Genomic DNA, 19,859 nt, shown 5'->3' on the forward strand with positions numbered 1-19,859 from the left:
GAGCGGGATGGTTGCTAAAAAGAAAGTCGAAAAACAAAGCAGCTCGTGGGTTGGCGAAGTTGAAAAATACTCGCGCCAAATCTGGCTGGCTGGGTTGGGCGCCTATTCGAAAATCAGCAAGGACGGCACCAAGCTGTTCGACACGCTGGTAACCGATGGCGAGAAAGCTGAAAAGTTGGCCAAGACCGAAGTCGAGAAGCAAGTTGGCGCCGTGAAAACGTCCGCTAAAACATCTGCCAAGTCGGCTAAATCCAAGGTCGATGAAGTTCGCGGCCTGGCGATTGGTAAATGGGGCGAGTTGGAAGAAGCCTTCGACAAACGTCTGAACAGTGCCATTTCGCGACTCGGCGTTCCGAGCCGCAACGAAGTGAAAGACCTGAACAGCAAAGTTGATGTGTTGACCAAACAGCTGGAAAAACTGACTGGCATTTCTGCCAAAACAGTGGCCGCTAAACCAGCACCGAAAGCCGCTGCCAAACCAGCCGCTAAACCGGCTGCCAAGGCCGCTGCGAAACCTGCAGCCAAGCCCGCAGCCAAGCCCGCGGCAAAAGCGGCCGCCAAACCGGCAGCCAAGCCAGCAGCAAAAGCCGCCGCTAAACCGGCTGCTAAAGCTGCCGCAAAACCAGCGGCCAAGCCTTTGGTTAAAGCCGCTGCTAAACCGGTTGCTAAACCAGCCGCCAAAGCCGCCGCCAAGCCGGCTGCTAAAGCCGCTGCCAAACCGGCTGCTAAACCGGCTGCTAAACCTGCAGCGAAAGCCGCAGCCAAGCCCGCTGCAAAACCAGCCGCCAAGCCAGCCGCGAAACCCGCTGCCGCTAAGCCGGCTGCCAAGCCTGCGGTAAAACCTGCACCGAAGCCGGCTGCTGCCAAGGCTGCTGCACCGAAGCCGGCGGCTGCTGCTGCCAAACCGGCGACACCCGCACCAACGCCAGCGCCAGCAGCTACCGCTGCAACCACGCCGGCTGCAACGCCAGCTGCACCGACGACGCCAAGCACGTCGTCCTGAGTGGACGCGCGGTAAATGAAAAACCCGGCCAGATGGCCGGGTTTTTTTATGGGTATTTACGGTTCACCCGATCGCGGTCGGCGCCACGTTTGCGAGGTGGCGACTCACGCTTGCAGGTAGCGCTGCGCCAATAGTTCAGCCGTGCCGCGCGAGTCTTCGCGCAGGTGCGGCGTCACCAGCATCATCACCTGAAACACCACCAACCGAAGCTCGCCGACGTTACCCAGAATGCGTTGGTAATCGAGGGAGAACAGCAGCGTCAGGGTGATTTGCTCGACCAGCAAACCCAACGCCTGAGTGTTGCTGGTGACATGCCCGTCGGCTTTCAAACCAGCCAGCAATGCCGCGAGGGTGCGCTTCAGCGAGTTGAGCCACAGGCGAATTCCGCGTGCCAGTTTCGGCAGGCGGCCGGCCAGATTGGAGAGGTCCTGGAAGAGGAAACGGTAATGCGCCAGGCGTTCGACGATCAGGTGCAGGAACAGCCAATAATCTTCCACGTTCAACCGCGCACCGGCCGGTGGGTCGAGCAGCGGCGCCATGTCGGTTTCGAAGCGTTCGAACAGCTCCATCACCAGCGGCTCTTTGCCGTGGAAGTGGTAATAAAGATTGCCCGGGCTGATTTCCAGCTCGTTGGCGATTTCCAGGGTGGAGACGTTGGGTTCGCCCTGGCTGTTGAATAACGTCAGGGCACATTCGAGGATTCGGTCGCGGGTTTTCATCCATTCTTCTTATGTCAGACGATCCATTGGCCGACGTTAACTGGCCAGACGCCGCCTGGCCAGTGTTGTTGCGGTTTACACCTCGTGCACGTAGGTGCCGGGTGCGGCTTGCATGGGTGGGTAGTTCTGGTTGCCGATGGCCAGCAGCGTTTCACGCTGTTCTCCAGAGCGCGCTTGAATCCACTCCATCCAGACCGGCCACCAACTGCCGGTGTGCTGCTTGGCGTCGTAATACCAGGCGCGCGGGTCGGAGGTGAGCTTGGCGTTCTCGAAGAAGTTGGCTTTCGGGTTGCCCGGCGGATTTAGGATGCTCTGGATGTGGCCGCTGTTGGACAAAATAAAGCGACGGTCGCCGCCCATGAGCAGGGTAGAGCGATACACCGCGTCCCACGGCGTGATGTGGTCGTTGATGCCGGCCACGCTAAAGCTGTCGACGTTTACTTTTTGCAGGTCGATAGGCGTGCCGCACACTTCCATGGCGCCGGGGCGGGTCAGTGGGTTGTGTTTGAAGAAGTCCAACAAGTCGCCATGAAACGCTGCCGGCAGACGGGTGTTGTCGTTGTTCCAGTAGAGAATGTCGAACGCCGGCGGCTGTTTGCCGAGCAGGTAGTTGTTGACCCAGTAATTCCAGATCAGGTCGTTGGGGCGCATCCAGGCGAACACGCGCGCCATGTCGCGACCGTCCAGCACACCGTTCTGGTAAGACCGGCGTTTGGCGGCTTCGAGGGTTTTCTCGTCGGCGAACAACATGGCCGGGCTCTCGATCTGGCTGTCGAGCAGACTCACCAGGTAGCTGGCGCTGCTGACCCGACGCAGTTGCCGTTTGGCCAATAGATGGCCTTGCATCGCCGCGATGGTCAGGCCGCCTGCGCAGGCGCCGATCAGATTGACGTCTTTGCTGCCGGTGATGGCGCGGGCCACATCGGTGGCCGCCTCCAGCGCTTGTACGTAACTCGACAAGCCCCATTCGCGGTGACGAGCATCGGGGTTGCGCCAGCTCACCATGAACACTTGCAGGCCGTTCTTCAGGCAGTACTGGACGAAGCTCTTTTCCGGGCTGAGGTCGAAGATATAAAACTTGTTGATTTGCGGCGGCACGATCACCAGCGGTTTGGCGAACTGCTTTTCGCTCATGGGTTTGTACTGGATCAGCTCCAGCATCTCGTTGCGAAACACCACGCTGCCGGGCGTGGTCGCCAGGTTGCGGCCCACTTCAAACGCCGTTTTGTTCACTTGCCGGGGCAAGCCGCTGTTGTGCAGCAGGTCGTCATAAAGGTGACGCACGCCTTTGAACAAGCTGGTGCCGCCGCTATTGAGCAGTTCTTTGATGGCCAGCGGATTGAGCACGCTGTTGGACGGCGACATGGCATCGCCGAGCAAGGTGGCGATAAACCTGGCGCGGGTGCGGTCGTCGGCAGGCAGGTCGCTTTCTTCGATCCAGCGGTGCAGCTGCTGCTGCCAGGCGAGGTACGCCTGCAAGCTGCGGCGGTAAAAGGGGTTGAGGTGCCACGTGGGGTCGGCAAAGCGCGCGTCGTTGGGGTTGGGTTTGTGCAGCGTATCGCCGATGAGCACGCGGCCTAATTGCCCGCCCAACGCCAGCGCGTGCTTGGCGCTGTAGACCGGCCGGCGCAGGCCTTGCAGCGCCACGGTGCGCATGGTGCTGAGCAGGTCGCGCCCGCGCAAACCCATGACGGCGTTTTGCGCATTCATTGCATTGGCCGGTGCAGTCGTCACCGGGGTGGTCACAGATTTGTCTCGCATGGGGCAACACTCCGTCGTCAAACCAGCAAGGGACTCAACGTCAATTGGTACAGAGCAAGGCTTGTACCAAGGCGCGCCGGAGGTGCATTCCAGACAACCGCGCAAAGAACAGCAGGTGGGGCGCCCAGCGCCCTATTGGGTCAGGCGTGCACTGCTCGAACTGATTCAGTGCGCACCGCTGGGCTGCTTGTTGTTATGGGTCAGTGATCGCGAGCCGGCGAAGGTGTCGGCTGTGGGTGCATCACCGCACGTTGGCGTTCCTCTTGTAAGAATTTCATGATGATTGGCGCGACCGCTTCTGCCCGGGTAATGAGGAAGAGGTGGCCGTCGTCGATCACATGCAGTTCCGAATTTGGAATTCTCCAGGCTAGCAGACGCATGTTGATCAGGGGGATCAACGGGTCGTCATCGCCCGCTAGCACCAGGGTCGGTTGGGTGATTTTGTGCAGCCAGTGCACGCTGGTCCAGCCCATGCCGGCGAACAACTGCCAGTAGTAACCAAGCTTGCCGGAAGAGCGCACTTTGCTGGCATGGGCCATGGCCAGGTTGGGGTCGCGACGGAAGGCGCCGCCGTAAATATCCGGGGCGATCTGCACGCCGTAAGAGGGCTGCACGTAGCGCCGAGGACTGGCCATGCGCCACAGCACTTTCGGTTTGCCCGGCACCATCACGGCGCCCGCTGAGGTGGCCGCGAGCACCAGCTTTTTACAGCGCTCGGGGTAGTCATGAGCGAACTGCTGGGCCAGCGCGCCGCCCCAGGACACGCCGATGGCGTTGACCTGGCCGATGTCCAGGTAGTCGAGCATGCGCGCCGCCAGTTTGGCCAAGCCGGGAAAGCGGTAAGGCCGATTGGGCGTCGACGAACCGCCTACGCCCGGTACGTCGAAGGCGATCACTTCGAGGTCGGGGTCCAGGGCGGCAACGAAGGGAAACACCAATTCGAGGTTGGCGCCGATGCCATTGAAGATTAGCAACGGCGTCAGGTGCGGCTTACCCGGTCGGACCGCCGTGCGAATGGTTTGCCCATCGAGGTCGATGGTGCGGAAAACAAATGGTAACGGCATGCGCTAGCCCTATGGGTGACCCTACGAAGCTCTGGCGGCGCCGTCCCGCGCGCCTGTCCAGAATAACGAAGCCGGCATCCGTGCTGGCTTCGTGTCCACTGCAGGCGCGTAACCCGTCAGCAGTGGGCGGCACATCCGGGTGCCGCGGGCAGTGTATGCAGTCAATCTGTTGGTAAAGCCGCTCAGCCGTTCGAGCATCGGCCGCACGTATTGCAATCAGCCGCTGGCCCTTACCGCTCGTGTACATAGGTGCCGGGCGATGCTTCGCCTGGCGTGTACTGTTTGTTGCCCAGCACCACGGGTGCCTTTTTCAATTTGCCCGAGCGATCGGCCAGCCATTTCTGCCAGTGCAGCCACCAGGAATCGGTGTGCTTGGTGGCGTCTTCTTGCCAGGCTTTGGGGCAGTCCGGCAGGTCGCCTTCGCTGGTGGAGAAGCGCGCTTTCGGGTTGCCCGGCGGGTTGAGAATGCTTTGGATATGGCCGCTGTTGGACAGCACGAATTCGATCTTGCCGCCAAACAGGCGCGCCGAGCGGTAGCAGGCTTCCCATGGCGTGATGTGGTCGTTGGTGCCGGCGAGACTGAAGATGTCGGCGGTGACTTTCTTCAGGTCGATGGGCGTGCCGCACACTTCCAGCGCGTCGGCGCGGGTCAGCGGGTTGGTTTTGAACAGTTCGATCAGGTCGCCGTGGAAGGCGGCCGGCAAACGCGTGGTGTCGTTGTTCCAATACAGAATGTCGAACACCGGCGGTTCGTTGCCGAGCAGGTAGTTGTTGACCCAGTAATTCCAGATCAGGTCGTTGGGGCGCATCCAGGCGAACACCTTGGCCATGTCGCTGCCTTCCAGCACGCCGGCTTGATACGAACGACGCTTGGCGGCTTCCAGGGTTTGCTCGTTAACGAACAGCGCCACCTGGGTGTCGAGTTTGGTATCGAGCACGCTGACCAACAGGGTCAGGGCATTCACCTTCTTCTCGCCAATGGCCTGATAGTGGCCGAGCAGGGCGGCAGTGGTAATGCCGCCGGAGCAGGCGCCGAGCATGTTGACGTCTTTGGCGCCGGTGATCGAAAGGATGACCTCGATGGCTTCTTTCAGCGCCTCGATATAGGTCGACAGGCCCCATTCACGCTGTGCCTTGGTCGGGTTGCGCCAACTGACGATAAACGTCTGCACGCCGTTGCGCAGGCAGAAGCGCGCCAGGCTTTTCTCCTGCGACAGGTCGAATACATAGAACTTGTTGATTTGCGGCGGCACCACCAGCAGCGGACGTTCGTGCACCTGCTCGGTGGTGGGTTTGTACTGAATCAGCTCCAGCAGGTTGTTGCGAAACACCACCGAGCCTTCGCTGAGGGCCAGGTTTTTGCCGACCTCGAAGGCGTCCATATTGACCTGGCTCGGCATGCCGCCGTTGTTGACCAAGTCTTTGGCCAGGTGGCCGAGGCCGTCGAGCAAGCTCTTGCCGCCGGTTTCGAAGAAGCGTTTGAGCGCGGCCGGGTTGGCCATGCTGTTGCTGGGCGCCATGGCTTCGGTGAGCAGATTGATCACGAAATGCCCCCGGCTGATGTCGGTCTCTGACAGGTTGCTGTGCTCGACCCAGCTGTGCAGTTCTTTGCGCCAGGCCAGGTAGCTTTGCAGGTAGCGCTTGTACAGAGGGTTTTGACTCCAGGCAGGATCGGCGAAACGTTTGTCGCCGGCATCGGCGTCCAGTTCGGAGCTGCCCAGCAGGACGTTTTTCAATTCGATGCCCAGGTGGGCGATGTGCTTGGCACTGTGCAGCGGTTGTTTGTAAGCCTGTGCGAGGATCATGCGGGCAGAAGCGAGAATGTCTTTGCCACGCAGGCCAATGACAGGATTGAGCCCTAGGGTGTTGTCCGAGGCCTGGCGTTGCAGGTCTTCATTATTTTTGTTGCTCATCAACGACGCTCCATTGTCCTGAGGCTGATACCGGCATGCTGCTGTGCACGGACACAGGGCGTTAGCGCCTAGTACTGCTCGGGTTACCGGGGGCGGAGCTAGCTCCGCTTCATTCATTGCATCTGACACAGTCAAATGCACGGAACCTGCCAGGTAATTGGTTACCCGAGTTTCAGCGTTTGCGCAAGCAGGCCAGTCACTTGGCCAAGCGCGTAGGGGAGTATGCCGAGGGGGTTTAGAAAGTTCGCCCTAACCTGTCGGAAAGGTCGAATTAGAGCATCAGCTTGACCACGGACACCGCCGGGTCACGCGACTTTCCAGCGCGCGCAAGCTCTTGAAGATAATCAGCCCAGAGTTCTTCCTGACGTTGCGCCAGCTGCTCCAGGTAGTCCCAGGTGAACAATCCGCTGTCATGCCCGTCGTCGAAGCACAACTTTAGTGCGTACTGACCAGCCGGTTCGATACGGCTTAAGCCGACGCCCAGTTTGCCAACTTGCAGAATCGGTTTGCCATGGCCCTGCACTTCGGCCGAGGGCGAATGCACGCGCAGAAATTCGGCGGGCAGGGTGTAGGTTTCGTGCTCGCCATATTTCAGCGTGAGGGTTTTTGAGGCTTTGTGCAGCTCGATGGCAGAGGGGATACGCATGGTGAAGGGTGCTCTGAACTAAGCCTGAACGACTGTAGGAGCCAGCAAGCTGGCTCCTACGAAAAGAAGAACGCGTTAGAGAATATAACGCGACAGATCTTCGTCTTGAGCCAGTTCGCCAAGGTGGCTGTTGACGTACTCGGCGTCGATGCTGATGACGTTGCCGTCCTGGCTGCTGGCCAGGTCGCCCGCGCTGAACGACACCTCTTCCAGCAAACGCTCCAACAAGGTGTGCAAGCGACGCGCACCGATGTTTTCCGTCTTCTCGTTAACCTGCCAGGCAATTTCGGCCAGACGTTTGATACCGTCCGGGGCGAAGTTGATGGTCAGGCCTTCGGTCAACAACAGCTCGCGGTATTGCTCAGTGAGCGAGGCGTGCGGCTCGGTGAGAATGCGCTCGAAGTCGTTCGGCGTCAGGGCCTTCAACTCCACGCGAATCGGCAAGCGGCCTTGCAGCTCTGGCACCAGATCGCTTGGCTTACTCAGGTGGAACGCGCCCGAGGCGATGAACAGGATGTGGTCGGTTTTGACCATGCCCAGCTTGGTGTTCACCGTGCAGCCCTCGATCAGCGGCAGCAAGTCGCGCTGCACGCCTTCGCGGGACACATCGGCGCCGCCTACATTGCCGCGCTTCGCCACTTTGTCGATCTCATCGATAAACACGATGCCGTGCTGCTCGACGGCTTCGAGTGCCTGCGCTTTGAGTTCTTCTTCGTTGACCAGGCGCGCCGCTTCTTCGTCGCGCACCAGCTTGAGGGCCTCTTTCACCTTGAGCTTGCGGGCTTTCTTTTTGCCCTTGCCCATATTGGAGAACAGGCTTTGCAGCTGGTTGGTCATCTCTTCCATGCCGGGCGGGGCCATGATTTCCACGCCGCCTGGCGCGTCGGCCACTTCGATCTCGATGTCTTTGTCGTCCAGTTGCCCCTCGCGCAAACGCTTGCGGAACAGCTGGCGGGTGTTGGAGTCGTGACTTGGCGTTTGGTCTTCATTGAAGCCAACGCGGGCCGGCGGCAACAAGGCGTCGAGGATGCGTTCCTCGGCGGCGTCTTCCGCGCGGTGACGGACTTTGACCATCTCCTGCTCGCGGAGCATTTTGATTGCCGCGTCCGCGAGGTCACGAATAATCGACTCCACGTCACGACCGACGTAGCCGACTTCGGTGAATTTGGTCGCTTCCACTTTCAGGAAGGGCGCGTTGGCCAGTTTGGCCAGGCGGCGGGCGATTTCGGTTTTGCCGACGCCGGTCGGGCCGATCATCAGAATATTCTTGGGCGTTACTTCAGCACGCAATTCGGCAGGCAGTTGCATGCGGCGCCAGCGGTTGCGCAGCGCGATGGCTACGGCACGCTTGGCTTCGTCCTGGCCGATGATGTGACGGCTCAGTTCGTGAACAATTTCGCGGGGCGTCATGGGCATGGAATGGTCGGGCCTCAGACAGCGAGGTCCAGCTCCTCGATAGTCAGATTGTGATTGGTGAACACGCAGATATCGCCGGCGATACCCAATGCAGTTTCGGCCACTTCGCGGGCACTGAGTTCACTGTGCATCAGCAGCGCGCGTGCGGCGGCCTGGGCGTAAGGCCCGCCGGAACCCATGGCAATCAGGCCGTCTTCGGGTTCAACGACGTCACCGTTGCCGGTGATGATCAACGAGGCGTCTTTGTTGGCGACGGCGAGCATGGCTTCAAGGCGGCTGAGGGAGCGGTCGGTGCGCCATTCTTTGGCCAATTCCACGGCTGCGCGAACCAGGTGACCCTGATGTTTTTCCAGTTGCCCTTCGAAGCGCTCGAACAGGGTGAAGGCGTCGGCGGTGGCGCCGGCGAAACCGGCAATTACCTGGCCGTGGTACAGGCGACGGACTTTTTTCGCATTGCCTTTCATCACGGTGTTGCCGAGAGAAACCTGGCCGTCGCCGCCCATAACGACTTTGCCGTGGCGACGAACTGAAACGATGGTGGTCAAGGGGAAAGTCTCCACGCTGGGGGCGAAAGTGCCCTAGTGGAAACTCATATGGGGGAGGGTGCCGGGCATTTCAACCGCTGCCGGGCAATGGGGTGGGATCAACGTTTTGTCAGCGTGTGTCAGTTGTTGGACCTTAAGAAACAGCGAGGCAGGCGCCTCGCTGTTTCAACCGAACGCTAGTGACTCTTCAGGTCAGTCGCGGGCCCAGGCCATCTGCCAGTGCGAACCGGTGCCCGGCTCGTACTGGGTTGCGCTGGTGCTCCACTGCACGCAGTAGCCGCTATACGGGAACGGCTTGCACACGTAAGTGTTGCCGTCGCGGCCCAACACTTTGGTGCCGGCCTTGTAGCTCTTCAAGCCATTGGGGAACACGTAGTCATGGGCGCTGGCGCTTGGCGCGTCGATAGTGAAACGGTGGGTTTTTTGCAGCGGCTCGCCTTGTTCCGGCTTCGCCACCACCACCAGGTCGTAGCTGCCGCCCGCCGGGTTATCCAAGGTGAACATCAGGTGTGGCGAGGTCACGCCCGCAGCGCTCTGTTGATACGCCACGCTTTCGCCAGCGGCGTTGAAAATGGTCGCGCTGACGGTGTACGCGCCGCCTTGGGTCAAGGCGTTGAAGTGCAGCTGCGCTTTGCCGCCTTCGACACGGTAGGTGTCTAGCAGACCATTGAGCTCCAAGCTGGCGACAGTGATGGGTGCGCCTTGGATTTTTTGAATCTCGACGCGCACCACATCGCTGTCGGCCTTGCTGTACACGCTGTTTTGCCCATAGTTCGGCACCACTTCGTTGCGCGTATTGAGCTCGCCCATCAGGTAGCCGGCGTTGGCTTTGGCCACTTTTTGCGCCAGCAGGAAGGGCCAGATATTGGCTTGGGCCTGATCGACCGTTTCGATGGTCAGCGAGGTTTGGCGGTCGGCTTGTTCGCCTTGGGCAGTGAATACGCGGGTTTTTACCGTGTCGCCTACTTGCAGGGCTTGCGGCTGCACGTTGCCGATATTTCTCCAGGCAGCGGCCGGTACGGTAACTGGCGGTGTGACTGTACCTGGAGCGCTGGCGCCGGTGCCGCTGATGTTGACGTCGATGACTTGGTAGAACGTGGCGGCGGTGTCGGCAATTTTCCACGTGGCCAAGATGACGTGGTAGCCAGTGTGGTCGTTCGGAATATTCACCGTATGGTCGCTGCTGTCGCCGTTTGCGGGGCGCGCACCGTAGGCGTCTTCATGCAGCAGCGGCGTCAGTTCGAATGAGTCACGCGTCAGCGGTTGGTTGGTATTCCAGTCTTTCTTGGTGATGTAGAACTGGTAGTACGACGTGGCGTGGCCAGCGGTGTAGTGCCATTTGAAGGTGTTCGGGCCGGGATTGATCGGGTTCTTTGCCCAGCGCGTGGCGGATTGCTCGTTCAACTGACCGAACGCCGCCATGCCAGCAGCGGCGATGGTTTCGTTGGCCGGGCCGCACTGAGTGAAGTCGCCGGCACAGTAAGCGCCGTTGAAGTGATGGTTGACCGAGGGGCCGTACTCCAGGCTTTGAGGTTCGTATGCCACGTTGCCGCAGTTGCTGTTCAGGTTGCCGGCCGAGGCGGTGCACAGAACGGCACGCGATTTAGGTTGTTCCACATAACCGTGGGCCGATACCTGCTGAGCCGTAAGCCCGGCCAGACTCATCGCAGCTAGAAGTGGCAGATGACGTAAAGGCGAAGAAAGGGATGACTTATGCATACGAAGCGACCTTTTTCATAGGAGAGGACGCTCGGGCGGATAGGGCGTTGGCGTAGCTTTTTCACGCTTGGCCCGAGCGGCATCGACTATGCCGCTCGGGGGTATGGCGCCTATGTAAGAAGCTGCCCAAGGGCAGTGGGGCAACTTTGCGGCGCGTAGTGGCTTAACGCCCTTGTCGCTGTTGCAGCAGCAAGTTGCTGAAGCCGCTGCCGGCCAGCTTCTTCTGCGCGGCCGTGAGTTGCTCACGGTTGCTAAACGGTCCCACCAGCACGCGGTACCAGGTTTCTTCGCGCACCATGCCCGACTCCACCTGAACGTCCTGCCCCAGCAGAATGATCTGCGCGCGCACTTTGTCGGCGTCGTCTTGCTTGCGGAATGAGCCGGCTTGCAAGAAGTACTGGGTAACCGCCGCTTTTACCGCAGTGGGCAGCGGCGGCGGGGTTTCGCCCTTGAGTGCCGCTTCTGCACGCGCGGCGTCGGCTTTGGCCAGCTCGGCTGGCGTGGCAGGCGGCGGCGTTTTTTCCGGCACAGCTTCCGGGGGCACGATGACTTCCGACTCGGGCAGCAAGGTATAGAAATCGTACTTGGGCTTGACCGGACCGCTGGGCGTCGGCGTGTTGGGGTTCGCCGGCGTTTTTGGCACCACGGTGGTTTTGGTGGATTTGTCGTCCGGCTTGTCGCGCTGAATTTCTTTGCGCCCGGGCTCAAGCTTCATCAGCAGCACGATAAACGCGCCAATGGCCAGGCCACAGGCTAACCAGATCCAGCCCGGCACAGGGCGTTTGGCCGGGGCTTGATAGCGGCTCGCGCCGCGCTTGGGTGCAGGTTTTTTCTTGGCCGCCAACTTACATGCGCTCCAGGGTTTCCAGGCCCAGCAGTTCCAGACCCTGTTTGAGGGTGCGGCCAGTCAGGGCGGCCAAACGCAGACGGCTTTGCTGAGTGGCCGGCTCTTCGGCAGCAAGAATCGGGCAGTGCTCGTAGAAGCTTGAGAACAAACCAGCCAGCTCGTAGAGGAAGGTGCACAAGGTATGCGGCGTGCCTTTCTCGGCGACGTTGGTCAGCACCTCACCGAACTGCGCGAGCTTGGCGGCAAGGTCTTGCTCTTGTGCGGCGTCCAGACGGATCTGGCCTTCCACTTGGTCGTAGCCCTTGCCCAGCTTGCGGAAAATGCTCGCCACGCGGGTGTAGGCGTACAGCAAGTACGGCGCCGTATTGCCTTCAAAGCTGAGCATCTGTTCGAAGTTGAAGCTGTAGTCGCTGGTGCGGTGTTTGCTCAGATCGGCATATTTCACCGAGCCAATGCCCACCACGCGGGCGATGGTGCGCAGCTCGTCTTCGCTCAGTTCCAGGTTCTTTTCTTTAACCAGCGCGTAGGCGCGCTCTTGCGCTTCGTCGAGCAGGTCGATCAGTTTGACCGTGCCGCCATCGCGAGTTTTGAACGGTTTGCCATCGGCGCCGTTCATGGTGCCGAAACCCATGTGCTCAAGCTGCATGCCGGGGTGCACGAAGCCTGCGCGGCGCGCCACTTCGAACACTTGCTGGAAATGCAGCGCCTGACGCTGATCGACGAAATAAAGCACGCGATCAGCCTTCAGCACCTGGCTGCGGTAGCGCATGGCGGCCAGGTCTGTGGTGGCATAGAGGTAACCACCGCCAGCCTTTTGCACGATGACCGGCAGCGGGTTGCCTTCGGCGTTTTTGAACTCGTCAAGGAACACGCACTGGGCGCCGTTGCTCTCGACCAACAGGCCGGCGCTTTTCAGGTCGGCAACCACGTTGGCCAAGTCGTCGTTATAGGCGCTCTCGCCTTTTACGTCGGCGGGCGTCAGCTTCACGTTCAAGCGGTCGTAGGCTTTCTGGCAGTGAGCCAGGGAAATGGCGTTGAAGCTGTGCCACAGGCGCATGCATTCCGGTTCGCCGGCTTGCAGCTGCACAACGAGCTCGCGGGCCCGATCGGCAAATTCAGGCGACTCATCAAAACGCTGTTTGGCTGCGCGATAGAAACCCTCCAGATCGGATAATTCGGTTTCGCTGGCCGCCGGGTTTTCCTGAAGGTAGGCCAGCAACATGCCGAACTGGGTGCCCCAGTCGCCCACGTGGTTTTGGCGAATGACGGTATCGCCAAGGAACTCCAGCACCCGCGACACGCCGTCGCCAATGATCGTGGAGCGCAGGTGACCGACGTGCATTTCTTTCGCCAGGTTGGGCGATGACAAGTCGACTACCACGCGCTGAGCCGGACTGCCTTTGCGTACGCCCAGTTTGGCGTCGGCCAGGGCGAGTTCAAGGCGTTCGGCGAGGGCTTGGGTGTCTTGGTAGAAATTCAGAAAGCCGGGGCCGGCGATTTCGACCTTGCGGATTTGTGCATCGGCGGGCAGGGCAGCAATGAGTTTTTCGGCCAGGTCGCGCGGCTTCATGGCAGCCGGCTTAGCCAACATCATGGCGATGTTGCTGGCGAAATCACCGTGGCTTTTGTCTTTGGTGTTCTCGACCTGAATCACTGGCGTCAGGCCTTCGGGCAGTACGCCATCGCTGACGAGACGGGTGAGGGCTTGCTGGATCAGCTGGCGAATGGTGTCTTTCATGGTCTGCTCGTGCGGCCATCGGGGCGCCAGGGCGCCGGGAAGCGGGTGGAAAATGGGCCATTATCCGTGGCGATGACGGCATTGCCAACCGCACTGGTCATCGGTGGGGCTGCGATGGGTACTGATGAGGTGTACGAAAAATGGCTCGAACCGCCGGTTTTGCTACCGCCTCGCTAAAACAGATCGATCGGATCAACGTCCAGCGACCAGCGCACGGCACGGCCGCTGGGCATTTTTTCCAGCGCCGTCAGCCAATAGCTGAGCAGCTTATGCAGCGGCGCGCGGGCGTTGGCTTGCAGCAGCAATTGCGCGCGGTAGCGGCCGGCGCGGCGTTCCATCGGAGCGGGCACGGGGCCCAGTAGTTCAATGCCGCTGAGGTTCAGTTCGCCCAGAAGATGCTCCGCTTCGGTGCAGGCCTCGTCGAGGAAGCCTTCGGCCTGGCCGGGCTTGTGTGCTTCGGCGCGCAGCAAGGCCAAATGACAGAACGGCGGCAGGCCCGCCGCGCGGCGCTCGCTCAGGGCTTGCTCGGCAAAGGCGAAATAGCCTTGCTCGGTGAGCTGCACCAGCAGCGGATGGTCGGCGAGGTGGGTTTGGATAATCACCTTGCCCGGCTCTTCAGCCCGGCCAGCGCGACCGGCCACCTGCACGATCAACTGCGCCATGCGCTCGCTGGCGCGGAAGTCGGCGGAAAACAGCCCGCCATCGGCATCCAGAATCGACACCAGCGTGACCCGCGGAAAGTGGTGACCCTTGGCCAGCATCTGGGTGCCGATGAGGATGCACGGCTCGCCTTTATTAATGGTGTTGAACAGGTTCTGCATGGCGTCTTTGCGCGATGTACTTTCGCGGTCGACGCGCAGCACGGGCACGTCGGGGAACAAGGTCGCGAGGCGATCTTCGGCACGCTCGGTGCCGGCGCCGACCGGGCGCAGGTCCACTTGCGCGCACTTCGGACAATTGCTGGGTTGACGCTCCACGTGGCCGCAATGGTGGCAACGCAATTCGCGCGAGCGTTGGTGCACGGTCATGCGCGCGTCGCAGCGAGGGCATTCCGACAACCAGCCGCAGTCGTGGCACAGCAATGTCGGGGCAAAACCGCGACGGTTGAGGAACACCAGCACCTGTTGGCCTGCCGCCAGGGTTTGGCCGATGGCTTGCTGCATTGGGCCGGAAATGCCGCTGTCCAGTGGCCGGCTTTTTATATCCAGGCGCAAGAACCTCGGTTGCTGGGCGCCGCCTGCGCGCTGGTTTAGACGCAGCAGGCCATAGCGGCCGGCATGGGCGTTCTGCAAGCTTTCGAGCGAGGGCGTGGCCGAGCCCAGCACTATGGGAATGTTTTCCTGACGTGCTCGCACCAGCGCCAGGTCGCGGGCGTGGTAGCGCAGGCCTTCCTGCTGTTTATAGGAGGCGTCGTGCTCTTCATCGATGATGATCAGGCCTGGATTTTTCATCGGCGTGAACAGCGCTGAGCGAGTGCCGATAATGATGTCCGCTTCGCCGTCGCGGGCCGCGAGCCAGGCGTCCAGGCGCTCGCGGTCGTTGACGGCCGAGTGCAGCAAGGCGATGCGCGCGTTGAAGCGACGCTCAAAGCGCGCCAGTGTCTGCGGGCCCAGGTTGATTTCGGGAATGAGCACCAGGGCCTGCTTGCCGGCTTCCAACGTTTCGCGGATCAACTGCAAATACACTTCGGTTTTGCCGCTGCCGGTTACGCCTGCCAGCAAAAATGCATTAAAGGTATCGAAGCCGCTGCGGATGGCCTCGGTGGCGGCCCGCTGTTCGGGGTTGAGCGGCAGTTCGGGCTGGGCCAGCCAGTTGCCATGGCGCTCGATGACGGCGTGGCGGCGGGCTTCAACGGTTACCAGACCTTTTTCGCGCAGCAGCTCCAGACTGTCTTTATTTAGCTGCAGCTGACTGAGCAATCGATGCGCTACGCCGTGAGGGTGCTGCGCGATGATTTTCAGAGCGTCGCGTTGGCGGGGCGCGCGGGCCAGGCGCGGGTCATCTTGTGACGCGCCTTCGGCGACCTGCCAAAAACGTTCCTGCCGCGCTTCAGCCGGTTCGCCTTGGCGCAGCAGCGTGGGCAGCGCCCAACTGAACGTATCGCCGAGGCTGTGCTGGTAATACTGGGCCGTCCACAGGCAGAGCTTGAAGAAAGCGGGCGGCACAGGGGACTGGGCGTCGATCAGGGCAATTGCGGGCTTGAGCTTGTCGGCGGGCACGTCGCTGTGGTCGCTGAGCTCGACCAAAATGCCGATTATTTCCCGTTTACCAAACGGCACGCGCAGGCGCATGCCTGGCTGCAGGTCGCTGGCTGACACGCCTTTGGGGGCCAGGTAGTCGAACAGGCGGCGCAGGGGAGAGGGCAGGGCGAGGCGCAAAATGACGGCGGGCACGCGGTTATGTCCTGAAAAACGAGGCGCGATCTTAGCATGCACGTGGCTGACGATCGGTCTTGCGTCAGCGCCGCACTCTGATAAGATGCGCGGCCTAATTCCGTGCGGTACTCGACAATAGTGTTGGGTGGCGGCGCGATAGACCTGAGGAATACACCATGAAAGCTGATATCCATCCAGTGTACGAAGCCGTAACCGCTACCTGCAGCTGCGGTAACGTGATCCAAACTCGCTCCACCCTCGCCAAGCCGCTCAGCCTGGACGTGTGCAACGAGTGCCACCCGTTCTACACCGGCAAGCAGAAAGTGCTGGACGTTGGCGGCCGTGTTGATCGCTTCAAGCAGCGTTTCGGTGTGTTCGGCTCCAAGGCCTAATTGGTCTTGTTGCTTCGGAGGGCCTGATGGGCTTTTCGATGCTGTTGAAAAAGGCGTCCCTTGTGGGCGCCTTTTTCGTTTCTGCGATTTATCTCTCACCTGTCGCCGCGTTTTGTTCAGCGCCTGATGGATTACCCATCGTGGCGGTGCAAAAAGTAGTCGATGGCGACACCCTTCGTTTGTCCGACGGACGCAGCGTGCGTCTTATCGGCATTAATGCGCCTGAAATTGCCCACAATCGCCGCTCCGCCGAGCCATTTGCCGAGCAGGCCAAGCGACGCCTTCAGGTGTTGGTCTCGGAAAATTCTGGACGCGTGGCTGTGCAGGTCGGACAGCAAGCGAAAGACCGTTACGGTCGCACGCTCGCCCATGTTTACAACGCCCGCGGGCAAAACATCGAAGCGCAGCTGCTAGCGGAAGGGCTGGGCTTGCAGGTCGCGATTGCGCCGAATGTGGCGTTACTCCCGTGCCAGCAAGCGGCAGAGCGTCAGGCCCGTTCCGCACGACTTGGGGTTTGGCAGCAATCGGTGATGCTTACCGCAGAGCAGCTCAGCGCCAGCGGCTTCGCCTTGATTCACGGCAAGGTCGTCAAGGTTGAGCAGAATCGAGGCGGAATCTGGTTGCAAATGGATGGCCCGCTGGTCGTCCATGTCGCCGAAGAAGCGCTCCCGACGTTCGAGCTAAAAACGCTACGCTCATTGCAGGGGCGACGGGTTGAAGTGCGAGGCTGGGTCATTGATCGTTCGCGCCGTGGTAATCAGCAGTCAGGCCAGGCGCGCTGGATGTTGTCCCTGACCCATCCGGGAATGTTGGAGGTTCTGCCATGAGAATGCGGTTGTTTGGCCTGCTGACGCTGCTCATGTTGCTGCAGGGCTGCGCCCAGAATCCGGCTACCGGCGAGAGTAATTTCGTGATGATGAGCGAACGCCAGGAGCTTGAGCTCGGCCAAAGCTATAGCCAGGAAATTGCTAAGCAATACCCGCGTTACCCCGACGAGAAATTGCAGGCTTACGTTCAGCAAGTGGGCGAGCGCGTAGCCAAGCACAGCCACCGCAGCAACCTGACGTACCACTTCACCGTGATCGATAGTCCAGACATCAATGCGTTCGCTTTGCCCGGTGGCTACATCTATATCCACCGCGGCTTGCTGGCGTACCTGAGTTCGGAGGCGGAACTGGCGGCGGTGCTCGGCCATGAGGTTGGTCATGTCACCGCGCGCCACAGCGTGCAGCAGCAAAGCCAGTCGCAAGCCTGGGGCATTCTCGGTCAGGCGGTGGCGATAGGCACAGGCGTGGGCGCGGCGGCAGATGTCACCAGCGCGTTGGGTTCGGCGTTCGTGCGCGGCTACGGGCGTGATATGGAGCTACAGGCCGACGGACTCGGCGCGCAATATCTTGCCCGCGCCGGCTATGACCCGCAGGCGATGATCGAGGTGGTTGAGGTGTTGAAAAGCCAGGACGACTACGCCCGCGACGAGGCCAGAAAAGCCGGGAAAGCGGAGCCAACGTCGAGCTACCACGGCGTGTTTGATACCCATCCCGGCAATGATCAGCGCCTACAACAAGTGGTCGGCCCGGCCCGCGCGTTGGCGACCGGCCAGCAAGAGGTGGGGCGCGACGTTTTCATGCAGCACCTCGATGGGCTGCCCTACGGCGATTCTGAGTCCACCGGCATTCGTCGCGGCCAGCAGTTCTACCATGCAGAACTGGATTTCACTTTCAGCGCGCCGCAGCGCTGGGAGTTGATCAATCGCCCCGATGCGGTAATTGCGACCACCCCCGAGCAGGACGCGTTTATTGCCGTGGTGTTGGAGAAGACAAAGCCGGGGCAAACGCCCCAACAGTTTATTCGTTCCAAGGTCTCGGGAAGCCTGGCGGATGAGCGCGATTTGCAGCAAGCCGGGTTGCAGGGCTACACCGCAATCATTCCGGGGCGGCCGGCCAAGCGGGTGGCGGTGCTCTACAAAGGTGACTCGGCGTATGTGTTTATCGCGAGCGTTAAAGCGCCGGCGTCGCTTGAAACCGAGGACGAAAATTTCCTGAAAGTGATCAATAGTTTTCGACCTCTGAGGGCGGACGAGCGTAAGCTAGCGCAACCTCTCCGGCTGCAACTGGTGCGTGCCACAAGCGCGCAAACCATGACCAAGCTAGCTCAGGGCAGTACGCTGCCCGGTGACGCCGAGTCCCGTCTGCGCCTACTCAATCGTCTATACCCAAGTGGCGAGCCCCGTCCTGGGGATTGGCTTAAAGTCGTACGTTAGAGCGCTTGACAGACGTGACTGATCAGTCTTGTTCGGGTTCGGCATCTTGCGTATCCTCGCTGCCTTGTCTGATTAACAGCATAAAAATGCGGAAATGCCACCATGTCTGATCTGAAAACTGCCGCTCTTGAGTATCACGCCCATCCACGTCCGGGAAAGCTTAGTGTCGAGCTGACCAAGCCCACTTCTACCGCACGTGACCTTTCTTTGGCGTACAGCCCGGGCGTAGCCGAGCCGGTACGGGAAATCGCCCGTGACCCTGAGCTGGCCTACAAGTACACCGGCAAAGGCAACCTGGTTGCAGTGATTTCCGATGGCACCGCCATCCTCGGTCTAGGCGACCTCGGCCCGCTGGCTTCCAAGCCAGTGATGGAAGGCAAGGGTGTGTTGTTCAAGCGTTTCGCCGGCATTGACGTGTTCGATATCGAAGTCGATTCGGAAAGCCCGCAAGCCTTTATCGATACCGTAAAGCGCATCTCCATCACCTTCGGCGGTATCAACCTCGAAGACATCAAAGCGCCTGAGTGCTTTGAAATCGAACGCGCGCTGATCGAGCAATGCGACATTCCGGTTTTCCACGATGACCAGCACGGCACCGCGATCGTAACGGCTGCCGGCATGCTCAATGCGCTGGAAATCGTTGGCAAAACCCTGTCGGATGCCAAGATTGTTTGCCTAGGCGCTGGCGCTGCGGCTATCTCGTGCATGAAGTTGCTGGTCAGCATGGGCGCCAAGATCGAAAACATCTTTATGGTTGACCGCAAAGGCGTGATTCACGCCGGCCGCGACGACCTCAACCAGTACAAAGCAGTGTTCGCTCACGAAACCCCGAAACGCTCGCTGTCGGACGCGTTGGATGGTGCCGATGTGTTCGTTGGCCTGTCGGGCGCCAATCTGCTGACTGCCGAAAACCTGAAACGCATGGCGGCTGACCCTATCGTGTTCGCCTGCTCCAACCCTGATCCTGAAATCTCGCCGGAACTGGCGCACGCCACCCGTGACGACGTGATCATGGCAACCGGTCGTTCGGATTACCCGAACCAGGTAAACAACGTGTTGGGCTTCCCCTTCATTTTCCGTGGCGCCCTCGACGTTCGTGCGACCCGTATTAATGAAGAGATGAAAATCGCTGCGGCAGTAGCCTTGCGCGAGTTGGCCAAGCTGCCGGTGCCCAAGGAAGTGTGTGACGCATACGGTGGTGTTGAGCTGTCGTTTGGTCGCCAGTACATCATTCCGAAGCCGATGGACGCGCGCTTGATCACGGTTGTAGCTGATGCTGTGGCCAAGGCTGCGATTGAAAGCGGCGTGGCAACGCTGCCATATCCGAAGCACTACCCGCTGACTTCGGTTGAAGACGTGTTCAACGGCTGACCATAGTCACGCAATAAAAAGCCCCGCCATGTGCGGGGCTTTTTATTAGCTGGCGATCAGCTTGGGCGCGGGGCCGATTTGGCCCCGAAA

Annotated in this window: 16 protein-coding genes; 5 read left to right on the top strand and 11 right to left on the bottom strand. The window is 60.5% G+C overall.

What is annotated here, in order from left to right; all coding sequences use genetic code 11:
- Positions 1 to 7: 7 nt before the first annotated feature.
- Complete coding sequence (locus ACZZ0Q_RS03535; protein WP_463540053.1) at positions 8 to 1,003, top strand: phasin family protein; 996 nt, start codon at positions 8 to 10, stop codon at positions 1,001 to 1,003.
- Positions 1,004 to 1,107: 104 nt separating this feature from the next.
- Here the strand turns inward: ACZZ0Q_RS03535 and ACZZ0Q_RS03540 are convergent, their stop codons facing one another.
- The 11 genes from ACZZ0Q_RS03540 to ACZZ0Q_RS03590 form a co-directional block, all read right to left on the bottom strand.
- Positions 1,108 to 1,722 carry a TetR/AcrR family transcriptional regulator gene (locus tag ACZZ0Q_RS03540; protein ID WP_463540052.1) on the bottom strand — a complete coding sequence of 205 codons (615 nt, stop codon included), beginning with the start codon at positions 1,720 to 1,722 and terminating at the stop codon, positions 1,108 to 1,110.
- Positions 1,723 to 1,797: 75 nt separating this feature from the next.
- The gene (gene phaC, locus ACZZ0Q_RS03545; RefSeq protein ID WP_463540051.1) at positions 1,798 to 3,483 is read right to left on the bottom strand and encodes a class II poly(R)-hydroxyalkanoic acid synthase; all 1,686 of its coding nucleotides are present in this window, start codon (positions 3,481 to 3,483) and stop codon (positions 1,798 to 1,800) included.
- Positions 3,484 to 3,683: 200 nt separating this feature from the next.
- Positions 3,684 to 4,547 (bottom strand): poly(3-hydroxyalkanoate) depolymerase, encoded by an 864-nt coding sequence (gene phaZ / locus ACZZ0Q_RS03550; RefSeq protein ID WP_122494535.1) that lies wholly within the window; start codon positions 4,545 to 4,547, stop codon positions 3,684 to 3,686.
- Positions 4,548 to 4,777: 230 nt separating this feature from the next.
- The gene (gene phaC, locus ACZZ0Q_RS03555) at positions 4,778 to 6,460 is read right to left on the bottom strand and encodes a class II poly(R)-hydroxyalkanoic acid synthase (protein ID WP_122494533.1); all 1,683 of its coding nucleotides are present in this window, start codon (positions 6,458 to 6,460) and stop codon (positions 4,778 to 4,780) included.
- Positions 6,461 to 6,731: 271 nt separating this feature from the next.
- Positions 6,732 to 7,106 (bottom strand): gamma-butyrobetaine hydroxylase family protein, encoded by a 375-nt coding sequence (locus ACZZ0Q_RS03560; RefSeq protein WP_463540050.1) that lies wholly within the window; start codon positions 7,104 to 7,106, stop codon positions 6,732 to 6,734.
- A 75-nt stretch (positions 7,107 to 7,181) separates the two neighbouring features.
- Positions 7,182 to 8,522, bottom strand: coding sequence for an ATP-dependent protease ATPase subunit HslU (gene hslU / locus ACZZ0Q_RS03565; RefSeq protein ID WP_463560283.1), 1,341 nt, complete (start codon positions 8,520 to 8,522; stop codon positions 7,182 to 7,184).
- A gap of 14 nt (positions 8,523 to 8,536) precedes the next feature.
- The gene (hslV, locus tag ACZZ0Q_RS03570; RefSeq protein ID WP_122494527.1) at positions 8,537 to 9,067 is read right to left on the bottom strand and encodes an ATP-dependent protease subunit HslV; all 531 of its coding nucleotides are present in this window, start codon (positions 9,065 to 9,067) and stop codon (positions 8,537 to 8,539) included.
- A 192-nt stretch (positions 9,068 to 9,259) separates the two neighbouring features.
- Positions 9,260 to 10,786: an N-acetylglucosamine-binding protein GbpA gene (gene gbpA / locus ACZZ0Q_RS03575; RefSeq protein WP_463540049.1), complete on the bottom strand. Its 1,527-nt coding sequence runs from the start codon at positions 10,784 to 10,786 to the stop codon at positions 9,260 to 9,262.
- Between the two features lie 163 nt (positions 10,787 to 10,949).
- The gene (locus ACZZ0Q_RS03580; protein ID WP_463560284.1) at positions 10,950 to 11,630 is read right to left on the bottom strand and encodes an SPOR domain-containing protein; all 681 of its coding nucleotides are present in this window, start codon (positions 11,628 to 11,630) and stop codon (positions 10,950 to 10,952) included.
- A 1-nt stretch (position 11,631) separates the two neighbouring features.
- The gene (argS, locus tag ACZZ0Q_RS03585) at positions 11,632 to 13,371 is read right to left on the bottom strand and encodes an arginine--tRNA ligase (protein WP_463540048.1); all 1,740 of its coding nucleotides are present in this window, start codon (positions 13,369 to 13,371) and stop codon (positions 11,632 to 11,634) included.
- A gap of 173 nt (positions 13,372 to 13,544) precedes the next feature.
- On the bottom strand, positions 13,545 to 15,764 hold the full coding sequence (locus tag ACZZ0Q_RS03590; RefSeq protein ID WP_463540047.1) for a primosomal protein N': 2,220 nt from the start codon (positions 15,762 to 15,764) through the stop codon (positions 13,545 to 13,547).
- Between the two features lie 158 nt (positions 15,765 to 15,922).
- On the opposite strand from ACZZ0Q_RS03590, the gene rpmE reads away from it, so the two are divergent.
- From rpmE to ACZZ0Q_RS03610, 4 genes are all read left to right on the top strand, one after another.
- Positions 15,923 to 16,138, top strand: a complete 216-nt coding sequence (gene rpmE / locus ACZZ0Q_RS03595; RefSeq protein ID WP_108096257.1) for a 50S ribosomal protein L31 — start codon at positions 15,923 to 15,925, stop codon at positions 16,136 to 16,138.
- Between the two features lie 26 nt (positions 16,139 to 16,164).
- The gene (locus ACZZ0Q_RS03600; protein ID WP_463540046.1) at positions 16,165 to 16,965 is read left to right on the top strand and encodes a thermonuclease family protein; all 801 of its coding nucleotides are present in this window, start codon (positions 16,165 to 16,167) and stop codon (positions 16,963 to 16,965) included.
- Between the two features lie 2 nt (positions 16,966 to 16,967).
- Positions 16,968 to 18,398: a M48 family metalloprotease gene (locus ACZZ0Q_RS03605; protein WP_463542244.1), complete on the top strand. Its 1,431-nt coding sequence runs from the start codon at positions 16,968 to 16,970 to the stop codon at positions 18,396 to 18,398.
- Between the two features lie 102 nt (positions 18,399 to 18,500).
- Entirely contained in the window at positions 18,501 to 19,769 is a 1,269-nt protein-coding gene (locus ACZZ0Q_RS03610) for a malic enzyme-like NAD(P)-binding protein (RefSeq protein ID WP_122494513.1), read from the top strand.
- The last annotated feature ends 90 nt before the right edge of the window (positions 19,770 to 19,859 follow it).

The organism is Pseudomonas sp. AC070 (assembly GCF_979258635.1).